General features: G+C 58.3%; 10 protein-coding genes and 1 tRNA gene. 5 read left to right on the top strand and 6 right to left on the bottom strand.

The window, feature by feature from the left end:
• Positions 1-5: 5 nt before the first annotated feature.
• Both SJY32_RS06040 and SJY32_RS06035 read left to right on the top strand, forming a co-directional pair.
• Positions 6-491 (top strand): hypothetical protein, encoded by a 486-nt coding sequence (locus tag SJY32_RS06040; protein ID WP_376872844.1) that lies wholly within the window; start codon positions 6-8, stop codon positions 489-491.
• A 1-nt stretch (position 492) separates the two neighbouring features.
• Positions 493-1,080, top strand: coding sequence for an NTP transferase domain-containing protein (locus SJY32_RS06035; RefSeq protein WP_376872842.1), 588 nt, complete (start codon positions 493-495; stop codon positions 1,078-1,080).
• Positions 1,081-1,089: 9 nt separating this feature from the next.
• Here SJY32_RS06035 and SJY32_RS06030 read toward each other — a convergent pair whose 3' ends face one another.
• The 6 genes from SJY32_RS06030 to SJY32_RS06005 form a co-directional block, all read right to left on the bottom strand.
• Positions 1,090-3,612 (bottom strand): Hint domain-containing protein, encoded by a 2,523-nt coding sequence (locus SJY32_RS06030; RefSeq protein ID WP_376872840.1) that lies wholly within the window; start codon positions 3,610-3,612, stop codon positions 1,090-1,092.
• A 295-nt stretch (positions 3,613-3,907) separates the two neighbouring features.
• Positions 3,908-4,663 carry a Hint domain-containing protein gene (locus SJY32_RS06025; protein ID WP_376872837.1) on the bottom strand — a complete coding sequence of 252 codons (756 nt, stop codon included), beginning with the start codon at positions 4,661-4,663 and terminating at the stop codon, positions 3,908-3,910.
• A 193-nt stretch (positions 4,664-4,856) separates the two neighbouring features.
• Positions 4,857-6,665, bottom strand: a complete 1,809-nt coding sequence (locus SJY32_RS06020; RefSeq protein ID WP_376872835.1) for a Hint domain-containing protein — start codon at positions 6,663-6,665, stop codon at positions 4,857-4,859.
• A 447-nt stretch (positions 6,666-7,112) separates the two neighbouring features.
• The gene (locus tag SJY32_RS06015) at positions 7,113-11,888 is read right to left on the bottom strand and encodes a Hint domain-containing protein (RefSeq protein ID WP_376872833.1); all 4,776 of its coding nucleotides are present in this window, start codon (positions 11,886-11,888) and stop codon (positions 7,113-7,115) included.
• Positions 11,889-12,893: 1,005 nt separating this feature from the next.
• Positions 12,894-12,977 (bottom strand) — tRNA-Leu (locus tag SJY32_RS06010).
• 309 nt (positions 12,978-13,286) lie between these two features.
• Entirely contained in the window at positions 13,287-14,138 is an 852-nt protein-coding gene (locus SJY32_RS06005; RefSeq protein WP_376872831.1) for a neutral zinc metallopeptidase, read from the bottom strand.
• A 251-nt stretch (positions 14,139-14,389) separates the two neighbouring features.
• Between SJY32_RS06005 and SJY32_RS06000 the strand changes: the two genes are divergently transcribed.
• The 3 genes from SJY32_RS06000 (at position 14,390) to gyrA (ending at position 18,414) form a co-directional block, all read left to right on the top strand.
• On the top strand, positions 14,390-14,974 hold the full coding sequence (locus tag SJY32_RS06000) for a YqaA family protein (protein ID WP_376872828.1): 585 nt from the start codon (positions 14,390-14,392) through the stop codon (positions 14,972-14,974).
• 7 nt (positions 14,975-14,981) lie between these two features.
• Complete coding sequence (locus SJY32_RS05995; RefSeq protein ID WP_376872825.1) at positions 14,982-15,473, top strand: disulfide bond formation protein B; 492 nt, start codon at positions 14,982-14,984, stop codon at positions 15,471-15,473.
• Between the two features lie 133 nt (positions 15,474-15,606).
• Entirely contained in the window at positions 15,607-18,414 is a 2,808-nt protein-coding gene (gene gyrA / locus SJY32_RS05990) for a DNA gyrase subunit A (RefSeq protein WP_376872822.1), read from the top strand.
• Positions 18,415-18,458: the final 44 nt, after the last annotated feature.

Genomic DNA, 18,458 nt, shown 5'->3' with positions numbered 1-18,458 from the left:
CGGCGATGACAGCAGATATTCCAAGCTGGATGACACAGGGCAACCGCCGCGTGGGACTTGGCGAGATTGATCCGAAAAAACCTAAAGATGCGCGCGAGGTGCTTTTGGTTGAAGAAACCGAATTGGATGCCCCCTATCTGGAGATCGCATCGGAGGTGAGTGATCCCGAGGCAGAAGCCGCCCAAGACGTATCTGCGCCGACCGAGCGCGATGCGCCGTCGGCTACCGCGCCGGACGAGACGGATGCCTTCAGTCAGGAGGCCCTCGCCGTTGTATTGCCCAAGCTCAAAGGCGTGCGCTCGGTGACAATCCGTATTTACGGGCCCAACGCCGAGGCAGGGCCCGCCCTTCAAAACTTGCTGCAACGTCGGGGAATCGGCGTGAAGATCAGCTCGATAACGCAGATTGTTCCCGCGCCCCTTTCAAAATTTTCTGTTCGTTATCAAGGTGCTGACGCTACGCTAACGGTCGCGCCGGATCTGGATCTGTAGCTTGCACGTCGTCGTCGCGCTCATGGCTGCTGGCGCAAGCCGGCGGATGGGCGGCACGGATAAGCTCTGCAAGGTGTGGCGCGGATCACCTTTGTTGGCGCATGTGGCGAAAACCGCAAAACGCGGCGTCACGGCATCGCGATCGGGACGCGTTGAGATGATCGCTTGCCTCAGCACCGCACGCTTTTACCCCCGCGCGGCGTGCTTGCGCGGGCTGGGTGTCAAGAAACTACACGTGCGCGACGCGACAAAAGGCATGAGCGCAAGCTTGCGTGCGGCGGTGACCTACGCAAATCGGCGCAAAGCAGACACGCTGATCATCATCCCAGGCGATTTAGCTGGGCTCGCACCCGCATCCGTCCACGCAATCCGGAGCGCAATGTCACGCGCCCCGTCACAGGCGCTGCGTGCATTTGACGGAACAGGTGTCGGGCATCCAACCGCCCTACCCCGTGTCCTGTTTCCAAAACTCATGCATCTTCAAGGAGATGAAGGCGCGCGATCCCTGTTGGGAACCGCGCGCAAGATCCGATTGAAAGGTGCCCGATTGGATTTCGATCGCCCCGAGGATTTCACGCGACCCACCTAGGCCAGGATCTCAGGCAGACATCAAAACGCGCACTTCATGGGCTTTCAAGCTCAGCCGTGCGCAAGGGTACTTGGACCTGCCCGTGCCATTGGTGAGTTCGGGGAAAATCTGGAACAACTCGTCGCGCGCCGCTTGCGTCATCGCGCCAACATTACGATCCCCCGGTTGGAAGCTTTCGGTCCATGCGCCGTCTGAGCGGATGATCTCGTGCTGCTCAAACATAATGTGGATATATTCGACCCCCATCGGAGGCAGTCGCGTAACACCTTGAATTCCAACAAGATGCACCGCCGCGGCCAGAACTTCACTCTCTCCGAACAGCATCTCTGCCGAAGGACCGGTCAGCATAATGCGATGCTGCGGGCTAACGATCAGATCGGCCTCCGGCAGCCCCATGCCGAGCGCCCCCGCCGAGATGCGCACAGGACAAAGCTGCGGCGCAAAATCGAGATCGGCGGCCGTGAACGTGCGTCGCCCGATCCAGCGGACCTCCTGATACCCGTTATCGCGCGTCAAAACGCGGTGACCGACTTCGATATCTTCCACGCGCATCTGCCCGAACCGGGTCTCGATTATCGTGCCCCGTGTGAAGCACGGAACATGCGTAATCAATTCAATATTGGTGAAACGCGTCGTGTCACCATTCGCCCAAAGGATCGTGCCGCTCTCATTATCGTTCGCATCATAGATGATTTTGGCACGACCATTGACGACCAAACGATCTATCGCTGTGTCCAGCGACTCGTTGGAATTATCTTCACCGCCGTCGATGTAATCATTGTTCGACTCGCCCGCATTGAGGACGAACACATCCGCGCCGGTGCCACCAAAGACGCTGTCAGCGCCTTTCCCGCCAAGGATCGTGTCATTCCCAGTGCCGCCGTAGATCGTATCGTTGTCGTCACCGCCATCGATATAATCATCGCCCGCATCCCCGAATATGGAATCCGCGCCCGCGCCACCTTCGATCGTGTCGTTTCCGTCGCCGCCATACAGCGTATCATTGCCTGTGCCGCCGGAGATCACATCATTGCCGGTATCGCCAAAGATGGAATCGTTGCCTGAGCCGCCAAGCACCGTATCGTTTCCGGTGCCGCCGTAGACCGTGTCATTGTCATCGCCCGCGTCGACGTAATCGTCGCCAGCGCCCGCATCGATCGAATCCGCACCGGTACCGCCGTTGATCGTGTCATTCCCGTCGCCGCCGTAAACCGTATCGTTTCCAGCGCCTCCTGAAATCACGTCATTGCCCGCGCCACCCGTGATCGAATCCGTGCCATTGCCGCCGTCGATCGTATCGTTGCCATCGCCACCGATAATCGTGTCGGTATCGTCGCCGCCGTTGATGGAATCGTCGCCCGCGCCACCATCAATCGAGTCAGCCCCCGTGCCGCCGTCGATGGTGTCATTTCCATCGCCGCCGCTGATTGTGTCATTGCCCGCGCCGCCGGAAATCAGATCGTCGCCCGTCCCTCCAGAGATCCAATCCGTGCCGTTCCCGCCGTAAATCGTGTCATTCCCGGTGCCGCCAAGGATGGAGTCATTATCGTCGCCGCCGTCGATGTAATCGTCGCCCGCGCCGCCATCGATCGTATCATTGCCCGTGCCGCCAAGGATGGAGTCGTTGCCATCCCCGCCCGAGATGGAATCGTTCCCCGCACCGCCGTCGATGGTATCGCGCCCCACGCCACCGTCGATGGTATCGTTCCCCGCCTCACCAAACAGCAGATCCTCATCCGTACCGCCATAGATCAGATCGTTGCCATCGCCGCCGTAGATCGTGTCCATATCCTGACTGGTCGCAACGAATTGCACATCAGAGATCGTGATAAACTGCTGGTTAGACTGGCCATTGGCATAGGTAATTTCGATGCGCGCGACGGGGCCAGAAATGGAAACGAGAACTGACCCCGATGAATCGTAGGTGTTATCCGTGCTCAGCGAGGCCGTAATCGTGTTGCCAGAAACCGTATCCGCGCCGGAGGGCGTCATCGTCACCGGAACGATATTTCCGGCAGCATCATAGGCCGTCACGGTGACAATATCTGTCCAGCCGTTCGCATAGCCGTCGACATCGTTGATACGGAACGACACATCCGTGACTTCGTCTTGGTAGGAATATCCAGACGCATTGGCGAAATCCAGTGTGACGGCGGAATTCACGCCTGTGCCGGTCGATTGGATATAGGCGTTCGAATAGGCGTCAAACGTCTCGCCGCTGGCGACATAGCCACGCGCATTCGAGGAGGTTTCAACTTGGAACGCCTGCGCTGGTCCGTAATCGGTATAGCCGACGGTGACATTGATGCCGCCGGTGTTCTGCGTGAAACCATTGGCGAGATTCGTCCCGTCGCTGCCTTGGTTTTTCCAGTTCAGGTCGAGCTTGGTCGTTGTGACGGTGCCCGATCCGTTAATCGTGTCGTTGCCGCCCATCCCGTAGAGCAAATCATTGCCGGCATTGCCCGTAATCGAATCGCCACTGCTGCCGCCGGTGTAAGTATCGTTGCCGCTCGTACCTTTATAGGTCGCCATGATCGCACTCCAGAGAATCAACCGACGACTCCACGCTCAGCGGAAGGCTCGGCAGAGATCCAATGCTGTGCAATTTAGGCAAAATCACGACAACTCGACGTGAGTCAGAAGAATTTTTGCCGCGGCGCGGCATATATACGCCACATCCCCCATTCTGGGGATCCGCCGAGACGGCACGTCGCCAACAACCTACGCAAAAAGATATAAAAATTGGGTTTCTGAGGGCGGCACATCGCAGCATCAGACCGCAACCGATCAGGGTGCGTCTGAGGTCACATCTCGCCTCAAAACGCTCTCAGACGAGCGCCAGATCCAAACGCACCGGCGTATAGGAGTCCCGGTCCGCAAGAAGCGACGGCAGAAGTTCTTTCAGCTCGCTGCGCGCAATCTCATCGAGCGCGCTCAAACCGGAAAGGCAAGGTCGATAGCTTTCCGACCAGCAGTTATCTACGAGAAGCAATTCATGTGCCTCGCACATGACCTGATAATAGCAAACCTCAGGCCTCGCGAGCCGCGTGACCCCCGCATTGCCCAAGAGCGACGAAGCCGCGATCAAGCGCTCGTCCCCGTTCGTCGCGATAAGCAGCTTATGATTGGGCGAGACGATCAAATCGCGATCAGGCGTATTTGACGCGCCGATGGCGCCAGCCGCGATGCAGATCGGGCGCAGCATAGGGTTAAGCCCCAAGGCACGCCAACCGAACCGACGCCGGCCGACCCAGCGAACTTTCTGCAATCCGTTATCGCGCGTCAGTACTTCATCTCCCGCAGCGAGTTCAGAGACCAACTTTTGCCCTGTTCTCGTAGCGATCGCGCTACGCTCGGTGAAACAAGGGATAGCGGCGCTGTAATCAGCCATATTCCCCGCAAAAACCAGGCCTTCTTCACGCGTGTAGGCTGATAACTTGCCAGCGGCCTCGTTGAAATCATCGAACCGAACCCGCAAAATCCAAGGCGCATCTTGAGATGTCTCCAGATAGCTCGCATCCGGCAAAATACGACCCGCAGTTTGCAAGGACGCCGCCATCAGTTTCATATCGGATTGTGTCATATCCCTTACTCCTCCGCAGCCTACGGATGCTACGCGCCCTGAAGGCCTCCCCCAGTAGACACGATACGAGTAAATGACACATTAATGCCACAAAAAATATGGCATCGGGCGCAACTTAGTGTTTCCAACTTTAGAACAGCCAGAATTCGCTCACTAAGCTACGCCCGTATAACAGTTTTTCCGCGCCCTAAGATCAGGCGATCAGCTGCGCCTCATGCTTGCGCAGGGATTTGCGCGCCGCAACATAGGCGTCACGGCCCTCTTTATGCGCCAATTCCGGGAACAGACCGTAGATCTCGTCACGCTGCGCGCTCTTCATCGATGCAAGGGTCAATTCGCCCGGTTGGAAGCTTTCTGACCATGCGCCATCCGCCAAAATCACCTCATGGCGCTCGAACATCAGGTGGACATACGTCACCTCGCCCGCCGCAAGCTGATCGACGCCTTCAAGATGCGTCAAATGTTTCGCCGCGACGAGCACTTCACGTTCCGCGAACATCAGTTCTGCAAGATTGCTCGTAATCAACATCCGGTGCTGCGGGCTAACCAGAAGATCACGCGACGGCATGCCATTGCCCAGCGACCCCTTGCGGAACCGGACCGGACGGAACTTATCAACCATCTCATGCGCTTCCAAATGGCGCGACCCTGCCCAGCAGATCGTTTGGATTCCGTTATCACGCGTAAAAACTTTATCCCCCACGCGCAGATCCTCGACGGGCGTCTCCCCTGACGGGGTCGCAATCAGGCTGCCTTTGGTGAAGCATGGGACGTGTTCGATATCGGTGAAATTGATATTTACTGTTTGGCCCGTCGACGCATTATAAAGCGTGATCTGACCGTTGAATCCCGCATTCCCGTTGTTTTCGGGATTTTTAACGAGGTTCGTGATTTCAAATCCCTGCGCCTGCAAGGCCGAGATGTCGAGCGTGTCGTCGTCGTTGCCGCCCGAGCCACCGTCGACGGTCGTATTGTTCACACCGCTATCGCTCAACTCGTCGACATAGATCGTATCGGCATCGTCGCCACCGCTCAAGACATCGTTATCGCCGCCGCCGTGCAACTCATCATTGCCCGCGCCGCCCTCAAGCCGATCCGTGCCCGCGCCCGCGACCAAGGTATCATTTCCGGCGCCACCGATCAGGTAGTCATTGCCGCCTTGACCCTCAATATAATCGTTGCCATCGCCGCCATCGATCGTGTCATTCCCCGGAATGATCGGCGTCACGACCTCGTCAGTGATCGTCGAACCCGACAGCGTATAGCCTGAGCCGCCGCTGCGCGCGGTGACAGTGAATTCAATGCTTTCGCGGTTTTCAAACTGTGCGGAGAACCAATCGTTTTCGTCTGTCGGGTTTGTGTTTGTGCCGCCCGATGCCGTCACAACCCCGTTGGATTGCGTGACGCTCAGATTGCTTGTCGAGGTGGTCGAGAAGCTGGTGAAGTTGCTGCCGTTAACGCTGACCTGCTCCGTGCCATTGCCGATGCGATTGCCGGTGACTTTGTCGATGTCGTTGAACGTGGCGACAGAATTCAGCGCAACTGCCTCGCCGGTCGCGGGATCAAAGAACTCCAGACGGAAGGTCGCCGTCGCACCCGTCGCGGCCGAGCTGTTAACCCCGTTGAGCAGAATTTCCGCACCCGTGGCGCCGGTCATATCCACCGAGAGGTTGGAGCTGGATTTCGAGACGAGAACAAGACGGCCCGACACAGAGGTACCGTCGTCGAGAGTGGCGACATTCGAGTATACGACACTGTCGCCCGCAACAGCCGAATTGTTGCCCGACGCGGTTTCCGAACCGCTAACGACATTGTTCAACGACAACGTCAGTGGCGTCGCATCTGATCCAGGGGTCAATCCGCCCGGAGCGGCATCGCCCAAAAGAACGTCGTCGCCCGCAAGGCCGTTGATGCGGTCATCACCACCCAAACCGTAAATCGTATCCGCATCAGCGGACCCATTCAGAGTGTCATTATTCGCCGAACCAAACTGCGTCGCCATCTCGTAACTCCCCTACTCAGTCATCAAATCCACAGCGCGAGAAGAGGCAGACCCCCTCGCAGGGCTATATTTTTATACCACATTAAGCGTTTCATCATAACAAGCGACGCTACGTTATCGCGCAAACCTACCCGTTATTCCCGCCACTATCCCCCTTGGCACATGGGACAATCCCATTGGCCGTCGGTTTATCCAAAAATGGTGCAAATTCTTCGCGAATTTTGGCAATTTCACGTCTGTAAATCGGTGCTTTCTCCCGACTTATTCAAGGTACGGGTTTTACCCGTGTAAAGTTTCAAGCCGAGAGAAATAAACTTCTCCGGTATGTCGTCCATTTATCCCGTTTTCACCCGTGCAACACTTCGGGGAGCGCCGCGATTCGAAACGCCCCCCGCAGACCTGATGCTGCGGGGGGCGTTGCTTAACTTGATCACACGACTTACGCGATCACTTGCGCAAGAGGGCCGCTTCGTGGCGCTTGAGCGTTTTACGCGCCGATTGGAAGTCTTCCAAACCTTCACGCGTTTTCAACTCGGGGAACAGTTCGAAAATCTCGGCGCGCTGTGCGCTCCCCATCCCGCCCAGTGTCATATCACCCGGCTGGAAGCTTTCCGTCCACGTGCCATCCGCCAAAACAACCTCGTGACGATCGAACATGAAGTGCAGATAGCTGGTCCCGAGCGTCTCAACCACTTGCACGCCCGCGTTGCCGACCAGATGCTTCGCCGCGATCAGCACTTCGTGCTCCTCGAAGTAAAGCGATGTCTTGTCATTTGCCACCAACATCCGGTGGTTCGGCGAGACGATCATATCGCGTTCGGGAAGACCATTGCCCAGCGCCCCGGCCTTGATCAAGACCGGCTTGAGATGCTCGGATTTCAGCAGGTCACCGCGTGTCAAATCGCAGCGTCCCGCCCAGCGGATCTCCTGGATACCGTTGTCACGCGTGATGACCCGATCTCCGACGCGCAATTGCTCCACCGGCTTCTCACCCTTGGGTGTCGCCACCAAAGTGCCCGGCGTGAAGCAAGGGATGACACGCTCGATATTCGAAAATTCCAGCGTGCCCGTGACATTGCCATCATCATCGAGGAACTCAACCGTGCCATTCTCATGGTTGGCGGCATCGAAATAGATGTTGGTATTTGCACGGCCCACCGCCGAGAGATCCAGCGTGTCGTAATCGTTGCCGCCTTCGCCGCCGTCGATCACCGCACCATCGATCCCGTCAGCCGAGCCGATCGTGATCGTATCGCGATCATCGCCGCCATCGACCGTATCGGCGCCCGTGACAAAAATCTGATCCGCGCCGGTGCCGCCAGTGACAACGTCATTGCCGAGGCCACCGTCTAGAACATCCGCGCCCGCATCCCCCGCAAGCACATCATCGCCCGCGCCACCCAAAAGCGTATCCGCCCCAGAGCCACCGATCAGCGTATCATTGCCCGCGCCACCGTCCATGACATCGGCTTGCGGTCCGCCTTGCAAACGATCATCGCCGTCTTCACCGTAGAGCACGTCGTTGCCCTGACCCGCGTCGAGCGTATCGTTTCCGGCGCCGCCGTAGATCGTATCGTCGCCCTCGCCGCCCGACAGGCTATCGTCACCGTCTTCGCCAAAGAGAACGTCATCGCCATCCTCGCCGTAGACGAGATCGTTGCCGAGCCCCGCATAGACCGTGTCATTACCGGCACCCGCCGTAACGATATCATCTTGCGGGCCCTCGCCCGGCAAAAGCTCATCGTTATTGTCGATCATATCGCCTTCGGGATCGCCGGTGTAGCTGACGTCGATCAGGTTATCGCCCGCGTCGCCCTCAACAATCCCGTCGCCCATACCTTCGTCGATGATCACCTTCTCGATGTTGGTGAAACCGAGCGTGCCCGTGACATTGCCATTGGTATCGAGGAACTCGACCGTGCCGTTCTCGGCGTTTGCCGGATCGTAGGTGATATTGACTGGGCCGACACCGGTCAGATCAAGGACGTCGTAATCATCCCCGCCTTCTCCGCCGTCAATCGTGTCGCCTGCGCCTGCTGTCGCGGTTGAGACGATGAAGGTATCACGGTCATCGCCGCCCTCCATGACGTCCGCGCCGTCGCCGCCAAGCAGCGTGTCATTGCCCGTTCCGCCAATCAGCGTGTCATCATCAATGCCGCCGTCGAGGTAATCATTCCCCGCATCGCCGTAAATCAGATCGTTGTCGTCTTCGCCGTAGATGACGTCATCGCCGTTGCCGCCGTGGATCGTGTCATCACCGTTGTTTTGAACCGGATCGACCGAGTCAGGCAGGTTGATCGCATCGGGATAATCCGGCCCGGCGCCACCGTATATGGTGTCATTGCCGTCGCCGCCATCAACCACGTCATCGCCTTCGCCAGCGATGATGTAATCATCCCCGGCGCCACCATAAACCGTGTCTTGATCGAAGCCCGCGCTGATCGAGTCGTTGCCGTCGCCGCCCTCAATGTAATCATTGTCATCGCCGGTGATGATCGTGTCATTGCCCGCGCCGCCGTAAACGGTATCGCGGTCATTATACGGATCGCTATCGGCCGACCAGAGACCCGGGAAGGCAAGGTCAGGACGCGCGGCAGTGCCGTTCGAGGTGTCGATATAATCGTTCCCCGCTTCGCCATCCACATAATCATTGCCCGCGCCACCGATCATGGTGTCGTTGCCCGAGCCACCCGTCATCGTGTCGTCGCCGGTGCCGCCGTCCATGAAATCGGCCACAGGTCCGCCTTTGAGAACATCATTCCCTGCGCCGCCATACAGCTCGTCCTGGCCTTGCCCCGCGTCCAGCGTGTCATTGCCATCGCCGCCGTAAAGCGTGTCATTGCCCGTGCCGCCCGAGAGGCTGTCATCGCCCGCCTCGCCGTAGAGAACATCGTCCCCCGCCTCGCCGTAGACCAAATCATCGCCTTCGCCTGCGAAGACCGTATCATTGCCCGCGCCCGCGTAAACGATATCGTCCTGCGGCGCCTCGCCAGCCAAGATCGCGTCGTTATTGTCGATCATATCGCCTTCAGGGTCGCCCGTGTAGGTGACATCGATCAGGTCATTGCCCGTTGTGCCTTCGACAATCCCGTCGAGTGGCGCTTCGCCCACCGCGATGGTGACTGTCGCCGTATCGGTTCCGCCATTTCCATCGGAAACGGTGTACTCCACGGTCGCCTCGCCCTCAAAACCGGTGGTCGGGGTAAACGTGATCGTGCCATCCGAATTGATCGTCACATCGCCATTTGCCGAAGTCGCCGCCGTCACGGAGAGCGCATCGCCATCGATATCGGTGTCATTGGCGAGCACATTGATCACGACCGCAGTGTTGTACTGCGTTGACGCCGTATCATCCACCGCATCGGGATCGAAGTTGAAATCATCCCCGATGATGTTCTCGATATTGGTATAGGCCAACGACCCTGTCACAATGCCGTCCGCGTCGAGGAATTCGACCGTGCCATTGGTGCCGTTGCCGTTTTCATCCGCAGTCTGATCGACCACACGGTATGCGCCAAGGCCGGTCAGGTCGAGCGTGTCGTAATCATCGCCGCCCTCCCCGCCATCGATTGTCGCGCCGTGCGTATCGGTTGCGCCCGTGTAGACGATCGTATCGCGATCATCACCGCCCGACACGACGTCATATCCGTCCACGGTCAAGCTGTCGTTGCCTGCGCCCCCCGACAGCGTATCCGCGCCGTCGCCACCCGTTAGCGTGTCATCGCCATCGCCACCGTCCAGAACATCATTGCCCGATCCGCCGAGAAGCACATCATTGCCGTCCTCGCCGTAGATCGTGTCGTCGCCGTCTCCGCCCGACAACACATCATCGCCCGCCTCAACTTCCACGGTCTCGGTCGTGTCGAAGTAGATATCGGTGACATTGATGCCCGAGTTATTCGCGCCGTCCTGATCATGCTCCAGAACGATCCGCGCAACCGGACCCGCGATCGACACGTTGACGGTATAGGTCGACGTATTCGCATCCGCGTAACCGCCCTTGCTGTCGGCCGTATCTGCGCCCGCCACACTATCGGTATCGCGCAGCGTCAAGCCACTGCCCCCCGTCAAAGTGACTGGAATTTTATTTCCGTCGGCGTCATAGGCGGTGATCCGCACCAGCCCGTCACCATCGATGTCATTGACGTTGAACGACACATTCGAAACTTCTTCCGAGAAGCTCCAGCTAAAATCGCCATCATTGCCTTTGCCGTTCGTCTCGGAATAAAGCGAGCTGTTGTTATCAACCGTCTCGCCCCCCGAATTGATACCGCTGGTGTTCAGGGTCGTCGTGCCGACCGACGAGACATGCTTGCCAGTGTCGGTGATACGGTCATAGGTGACGGTGACACTGCCGGTGTTTACGCTAAACCCGTTGTCGATCTCGCTTTCCGAATGACCTTCCCAATTGAAGGATTCGCGCGTTGTCGTCGTGGTGGACGTGGCCCCAGTGCCCGCATCCCCGTAGATCACGTCATTGCCCGTGCCGCCGTCGATCGTGTCATCGCCCGCGCCGCCGGTCAGCTCGTCATTGCCCGCCTCACCGTAGATGAGATCATCACCAGTTCCGCCGTCGACTTCGTCGCTGCCCTCGCCCGCGTAGACCGTATCATTGCCTGCGCCCGCAACGATGCGATCATCATTTCCCGATTCACCGGACAAGATTGCATCATTGTTATCAACACGGTCTCCTTCCGGATCGCCCGTGTAAGACGTATCGATCAAATCCGCGCTATCGGTGCCCTCAACAATCCCGTCGAGCTTGGGGTAGCTCGCGAGATCGGAGTAAGCGATCGACGGGCAGTTATCGATGCATTTCACAACCGTGTATTCAACGCCTGGCACCAGCGGTTGATCCGACACGATGCCCACCGCATCATTGTCCGACATCTCGAACACATAGACTTTGATGATCTCGTTCGATCCCGTCGCCTTCACCGAATACGAATACTCCGGCGTCACTCGCCCGTCAGAGCTATCGTAGGTCTCGCCCTCCAACTTAACCGTGGAATTGAGCGTCTGCGAGCTATCGCCATCGTTAAAGTATTTGTCATTGTCGCGGACCGTCAAATCCTTGACCGATGATCCCGAAGAAATCGTAAATGTCTGCCCCGCAGCGTTCGACATCCCTGTTGCGCTATCGGCAAACAATTTCGAGGAGGACGCCGAGACATCCGAGAGGTCCCAAGCCTGAACATTATAGTTTGTATAAGAAGACGTCATTTCACACCTCTTTCACCGCGATCCCGAGAGACCACGTGCACAGATAAAAACCGACGCGAACGGCAGCGTCTGATAAAATTTAAGGGCTCCCCGCAGAAGGGAGCGCAGATGATTTTCTCTGGCTACGAAAGACTGCAAGATATCAAAGCACATGCGATACGAGCGCCCTCTGGCAGAGAGCGATCGAGGGCTAACCCTCGCAAGCACAATCAAATCGGCAGTATCTTGCGACACCAACACTTCCGACCACCCACATGGCCGGTAAGCCCCCCAGACGGGCATACAAATCGATACCTTGCCGCCTTGGTTACTCAAAGGACTATTTTGACCACTCCCGCTCAGGTTGATCCGTGATAACGCACGGATAAGGCGCAAAACTGGCTATTTCATGCCCTTTTTGGAAAAATTGTTTCCCTCAGGTGACCCTCTGAAAACATGACAATTTAAGCTGAATAGATAATGAATTATAAGGATTTCACCTGCCCCTTACGTCAACCGACCGTTCCACAGACCGCTGAAAAAGGCATCTGATTGTCGCCATATTGGAACTAATCAGCGCAGATTAAGGATGTTTTAAGATTCACATTTTTACCAAAGCAGGCGCCCAGAATTGTTGCCGAATATCGCTCAAATGCAGATAAACGCGGCAACTGTCGCATCGTTCAGGCAAGACGTCACGAATCAATGGGCCAGCAATTGCCTTGAACATGCGTGTAGTTTCACCCGAAATTAGGCATATTCGGGTCATAAACGCGAATATATGAGGGAAACAGACAACAGGGGCTTCCCCGGCTTCAAAGACAATCCGCGCGGAGCGCACCGCGACCAAGGGAGAGCGCGTCTAGCGTTCTGATCGCAGCCCCCGCGGGGCGCAGCCCAAAACGCAAACGGGCCCGAAGGCCGTTTCCGACCTTGGGATATAAATCGTAAGGTGGTTTGCGATGCGGACCATTTCTGCCCCGACATGTAGAAATTCTCGGGTGGAGAGAATTTCAAAGTTTAAACTGGTGCCCGAGGCGAGACTCGAACTCGCACGCCTCGCGGCGGCGGATTTTGAATCCGCTGCGTCTACCATTCCACCACTCGGGCCAGTTGAGGGTGAATTAGACAATCTTTTTGACCGAGGCAAGCCCATTTTCGCGGATCTTTTTACTTTTCTTTCATGTGCCTCGTCGCCTCAAGCGGGACGCGCCCTTCCCGCCTTATGTCACAGGGTTTTGCATTGCTCGAAGACCACCGCTTCCTTCCGCAACACACACCCACCCGAAGGAAATGAGGTGGGCTGGCGCGCAGGGCACTCTACCGCCAAGCCCCGGCCTTGCATAAAAGTTCCCGGAAACGCGCAAGAGAACGGGCCGCGTACCGCAGCCGATCTCTCCGCCTTGTCTCGCCACTGACTTAGAGGTTGCGCACTGAGAACGTGTCGCAGGCCGCGACTTCGCCCGTCTCGAGCCCGACACCGAACCAACGCTGCCGTTGCTCTGAGGTGCCATGCGTAAAGCTATCAGGCATCGGGTGACGCCCCGCGTTGCGTTGCAAGGTGTCGTCCCCGATTTTCGCCGCCGCGTTCATTGCCTCCTCGACATCCCCCTGCTCGATGGAGCCGAAATTGGCCGCTGCGTGATAGGCCCAGACCCCCGCAAAACAATCCGCCTGCAACTCGGTGCGCACAGAGAGCGCATTGCTATCGGCTTCAGAGGAGCGCGCGCGCACTTCGTTGACCTTCCCCAAGATCCCCAATTCATTTTGAACGTGATGCGAGATCTCATGCGCGATGACATACGCGGCCGCGAAATCGCCGCTCGCGCCAAGCTGCTCGGACAATGTGGTGAAGAATGCCGTGTCGAGATAGGCTTTCTTATCGCTCGGGCAATAAAACGGCCCCGTCGCCCCGGACGCATTCCCGCAAGCAGATCCGGTCACATCCTTGAACAGAACGAGCGTCGCGGGCGTGTACTCGCGCGAGAGCTGCTGGCCGAAGATCTGATACCAAACCTCCTCCGTATCGGCCAAGGTGACGGATACGAAATCCCCCATGGCGCGATCATTGGCGGTAAGCTCGGTGCTGCTGGTGCCGCTGACCGGACCACCCGATTGCAACAAGGGGGTCACATCGACGCCGAGGAAATAGCCGATCACCAAAACGGCGATCGCCGCGCCGCCCCCAAGCCCGCCAACACGCGCCGCGCCCCCGCCCGAACGGCGCCGGTCTTCCACATTCGCGCTCTTACGCCGCCCTTGCCATTTCATCGACTATCCCTTCAAAAATTCGCACTACTCAAAACGCCATCGTTCACAAACGCGAGAGTAACCATGCCAGTTCCGCTGTGAAAGCGGTTTTACGCGTCCCGCCCCCGTGCAGGTCTAACGAGCTAAAAATCGGGCAGTTCCCGTTGTCATTGAATTTTTACCTGAAATTCCGCAGGCAAGTGTTGCGCCATGGGCCTTGACGCCCCCCGCCCACCGCGCGATGACTTGCCCATCACAACCGAGGGCACGACATGCTGCGCAAGCTTTACTACTGGACAATGAGCCTCGCCGCGCACCGCCGCGCCAGCACCGCCCTTGGCGCCGTCAGCTTTGTTGAAAGCTCGTTCTTTCCAATCCCCGCTGACGTTCTTTTCGTGCCAATGTGCCTCGCAAAGCCCGAGAAAACATGGCGCTACGCCTTGATCGCGTCAGTGACATCCGTTCTGGGCGGGATTTTCGGCTGGCTTTTGGGGCATTACGCCTTTGATCTAATTGCGCGCCCGTTGCTCGAAAGCATGGGAAAGATGAGCACCTTCGATGCGCTGTCGGATGGCGCGGGGGAAATGGCGATCCTGATCATGCTCGTCACATCTGGCCTTGCGCATGTGCCGCCGATGAAAGTCGTCACAATTCTTGCCGGAGCTTTGAGCTTTGATCCCGTGCTGTTCATCCTGTCCGCTATTGTTGCGCGCGGCGGTCGGTTTTACGGGCTGGGGTGGCTCCTGAGCCGGTATGGCCCGCAGATGGTCGCCTTCATTGAGCGGCGGATGATGTGGGTCGCGGGCGGTCTCGTCGTGCTGATGGGGCTCGCAGTCCTCTACTTACAGTCGCATTGAGGTGAGAATGCTAGTCTCTCTTTCCACCCGCGCCCTCTCCGCGCTCGCCGGTTTCGGCTCGGCTGCGGTCCTGATCGCCGCTTTGGGATTTCAATTCGCGGGCGTGGCCCCGTGTGATCTTTGCATTTCGCAACGCTGGCCGCATCTTTTCGCGGCCCTCCTTGGCGCGCTGATCGTCGCCGTTCCGAAAGCTGTTGTGCGCCGCACTGCGCCGCTCATCGGCGCGGCCTTGATGATTTGGAACACGGGGCTGGCGCTCTATCACTCAGGTGTCGAGCGCGGAATTTTTGAGGGGCCCGATAGCTGCACCTCAAACGGCGTCGCCGGAATGGAGGCCAGCGCCCTGCTCGCGCAGATCCGCAACGCGCCGCTCATCCGGTGTGACGAGATCGCGTGGGATCTGTTCGGCGTCACCATGCCCAATCTCAACGTCGTCGCCTCGGCCGTGTTTGCCGCGATTTGGATCTACACCGCCCTGCGCGCCCGCCGCGCCGGTTGATTTCTCGCCCCGATCGGCGCGGATCGGCGTTTTGCCTGTCGATTGCCCCGCGATCAGCGGCCAAGCGCATTGCACCCAAGCCCTTGCATCGTTTATACTGCGCGATAACAAAATCTAGAATTGCGAGCCAAGCGTGACCGATACCCCTGAGCAGCCTGAATCCACCGACACCAAGCCGGAACGCGCCATCCATTTGGGGCCGACCGTCTCTATCGCAGATGAGATGAAGACGGCTTACCTTGACTATGCCATGTCCGTGATCGTTTCGCGCGCGATCCCCGATCTGCGGGACGGATTGAAGCCGGTGCACCGCCGTATTCTCTACGCAATGCACGAAACCGGTAACAGCTACGACAAGCCCTATCGTAAATCCGCGCGCCCAGTCGGCGACGTCATGGGTAAGTATCACCCCCACGGCGATGCGGCGATTTATGATGCGTTGGTGCGGATGGCGCAGCCCTTCTCGATGTCGCTTCCGCTGCTCGACGGGCAAGGCAACTTCGGCTCGATGGATGGCGACTCTGCTGCGGCGATGCGCTACACCGAAGTGCGGATGGACAAGCCCGCCGCCTTCCTCTTGGCCGATATCGACAAAGATACCGTTGATTTCCAAGACAATTACGACGGCAAAGACCGCGAGCCAACCGTTTTGCCGGCGCGGTTCCCCAATATGTTGGTGAATGGCGCGGGCGGCATTGCTGTTGGTATGGCCACGAACATCCCGCCCCATAACCTTGGCGAAGTGGTGAACGCGACCCTCGCGATGATCCAAGACCCTGACATTTCGGACGAACGTTTGATGGAGTTCGTCCCTGCCCCCGATTTCCCGACAGGCGGCCAGATCATGGGCCGTGGCGGCGCGCGCAAAGCCTATCTCGAAGGGCGCGGCTCGGTCATCATCCGCGCGAAAACCCGCGTCGAGGAAATCCGCAAGGACCGCTTTGCGATCATCCTCGACGAGATCCCCTATCAGGTCAACAAAGCGACGATGATCGAGAAGATCGCGGAGCTTGTGCGCGACAAAAAGCTCGAAGGCATCGCCCATATCCAAGACGAATCCGACCGCGTCGGCGTTCGCGTGGTGATCGAACTCAAGCGCGATGCGACGCCGGACGTTGTTCTGAACCAATTGTTCCGCTTCACGCCGATGCAAACCTCCTTCGGGTGCAACATGCTCGCGCTCAACGGCGGCCGTCCCGAGCAGCTTTTGCTCCGCGATTTCTTGCGCCATTTCATCACCTTCCGCGAGGAAGTTGTCGCGCGCCGCACTGCATACGAGCTGCGACGCGCGCGGGAACGTTCGCACATCCTGTGCGGCCTTGCGGTGGCCGTGTCGAATGTCGATGAGGTCGTGCGCACGATCCGCGCGTCGAAAGATGCCGCCGAGGCGCGCGAAAAGCTGATGACGCGTCGCTGGCCTGCGCATGATATCGTCGAGTATCTCAAGCTGATCGACGACCCGCGCCACCCTGTGAACGACGACGGCACTTACAATCTTTCGGAAGTTCAAGCCCGCGCCATTCTGGAGCTGCGCCTCCAGCGTTTGACCGCGATGGGTGTTCTCGAAGTCACCGACGAGCTGCAAGAGCTGGCCGCCAAAATCCGCGAATATCTCGAAATTCTCGCCTCGCGTGAACGGATCATGGCAATCATCTCCGACGAGCTGATCGAGGTGCGCGATCAATTCGCCGTGCCACGCCGGACCGAGATCATCGACTGGGCTGGCGATATGGATGATGAAGACCTCATCGAGCGCGAGGATATGGTCGTGACCATCACCTCGGGCGGCTATATCAAGCGCACCAATCTGGCAGAATTCCGCGCGCAACGCCGCGGCGGCAAGGGCCTGTCCTCCATGGCGACAAAAGAGGATGATGTGGTCACCACATTGTTCGTCGCCAACACCCACACGCAACTGCTGTTCTTCACCACGGACGGCATGGTCTATTCGCTCAAATGCTGGCGCTTGCCGCTCGCAGGGCGGACAGCCAAAGGCAAGGCGATCGTAAACATCCTTCCGATTCCGGTCGGCGTCTCGATCGCGGCTTTGATGCCCGTCGACGCACCGGAGCTGGAATGGGATAACTATCAGGTCTTCTTCTCGACGACCGATGGCAATGTGCGCCGCAACGCGCTGTCTGATTTCGCCAATGTCAAACGCAACGGCAAAATCGCGATGAAGCTCCCGGAGGGGGTCGAACTCGTCAATGCGCGGATGTGTACCGAAGACGACGATATCATGCTTGTGACAGCATCAGGCCGCGCGATCCGCTTCCCTGTGCCAGAGGTGCGGGTGTTCAAGGGGCGCGATTCAACCGGTGTGCGCGGTGTGCGCCTGAAAGACGACGATTCCGTCGTCTCGATGTCGGTGCTCGGGCATTTCGACGCTGAACCGTGGGAGCGCACGGCCTTCCTCAAACGCTACCGTGCAGAACGTGGCGCGGATGAGGTCGCCATTGAAGATGCGGTTGAGGGTGCGGACGACGATGCCGAAGAGGGCGTCATCATTGATGGCCAGCTCTCGGATGATCGCTACGCAGAGATGCTTGCGGCCCAACGGATGATCCTCACGATCACCGCGAAAGGCGTTGGCAAGCTCTCCTCCTCGCATGACTACATCGTGCGCGGTCGTGGCGGCCAAGGCATCACCGCCTTCGAGAAATCGATGCGCGGGGGCGCCCTTGTCGCGAACTTCCCCGTCGAGACCAGCGACCAGATTATGCTGGCCACATCGACCGGCCAATCGATCCGTGTGCCTGTGGATCAGATCTCGTTCCGCTCCCGCTCGGCGGGTGGCGTCAAAGTCTTCGACACCGCCAAGACGGAATTCGTTGTCTCTGTCGCGCGCATTGCCGATCAAGGGGATGACGAGGCGGCGGTTGTTGAGGGACCGGAGGCGCAAGAAGGCGCACCCGACATTACGCCGACCCATGAAAGTTAAGATCAAGGGGCCTTCGGGCCCCTTTTTCGTCTTTATATCAATTC

The sequence above is a fragment of the Albirhodobacter sp. R86504 genome, from assembly GCF_042466415.1.
Taxonomy (GTDB): domain Bacteria; phylum Pseudomonadota; class Alphaproteobacteria; order Rhodobacterales; family Rhodobacteraceae; genus Albirhodobacter.
Note: the sequence above shows the minus strand (reverse complement) of the source record. Positions and strands in the feature narration are given on the sequence as shown.

What these genes read in the sequence shown, in the direction of transcription:
- SJY32_RS06040 (WP_376872844.1), top strand. Translation starts at nt 6, where the DNA reads ATGACAGCAGATATTCCAAGCTGGATGACACAGGGCAACCGCCGCGTG.
- SJY32_RS06030 (WP_376872840.1), bottom strand. Translation starts at nt 3,612, where the DNA reads ATGGCGACCTATAAAGGTACGAGCGGCAACGATACTTACACCGGCGGC.
- SJY32_RS06025 (WP_376872837.1), bottom strand. Translation starts at nt 4,663, where the DNA reads ATGACACAATCCGATATGAAACTGATGGCGGCGTCCTTGCAAACTGCG.
- SJY32_RS06020 (WP_376872835.1), bottom strand. Translation starts at nt 6,665, where the DNA reads ATGGCGACGCAGTTTGGTTCGGCGAATAATGACACTCTGAATGGGTCC.
- SJY32_RS06015 (WP_376872833.1), bottom strand. Translation starts at nt 11,888, where the DNA reads ATGACGTCTTCTTATACAAACTATAATGTTCAGGCTTGGGACCTCTCG.
- SJY32_RS06005 (WP_376872831.1), bottom strand. Translation starts at nt 14,138, where the DNA reads ATGAAATGGCAAGGGCGGCGTAAGAGCGCGAATGTGGAAGACCGGCGC.
- SJY32_RS06000 (WP_376872828.1), top strand. Translation starts at nt 14,390, where the DNA reads ATGCTGCGCAAGCTTTACTACTGGACAATGAGCCTCGCCGCGCACCGC.
- SJY32_RS05995 (WP_376872825.1), top strand. Translation starts at nt 14,982, where the DNA reads ATGCTAGTCTCTCTTTCCACCCGCGCCCTCTCCGCGCTCGCCGGTTTC.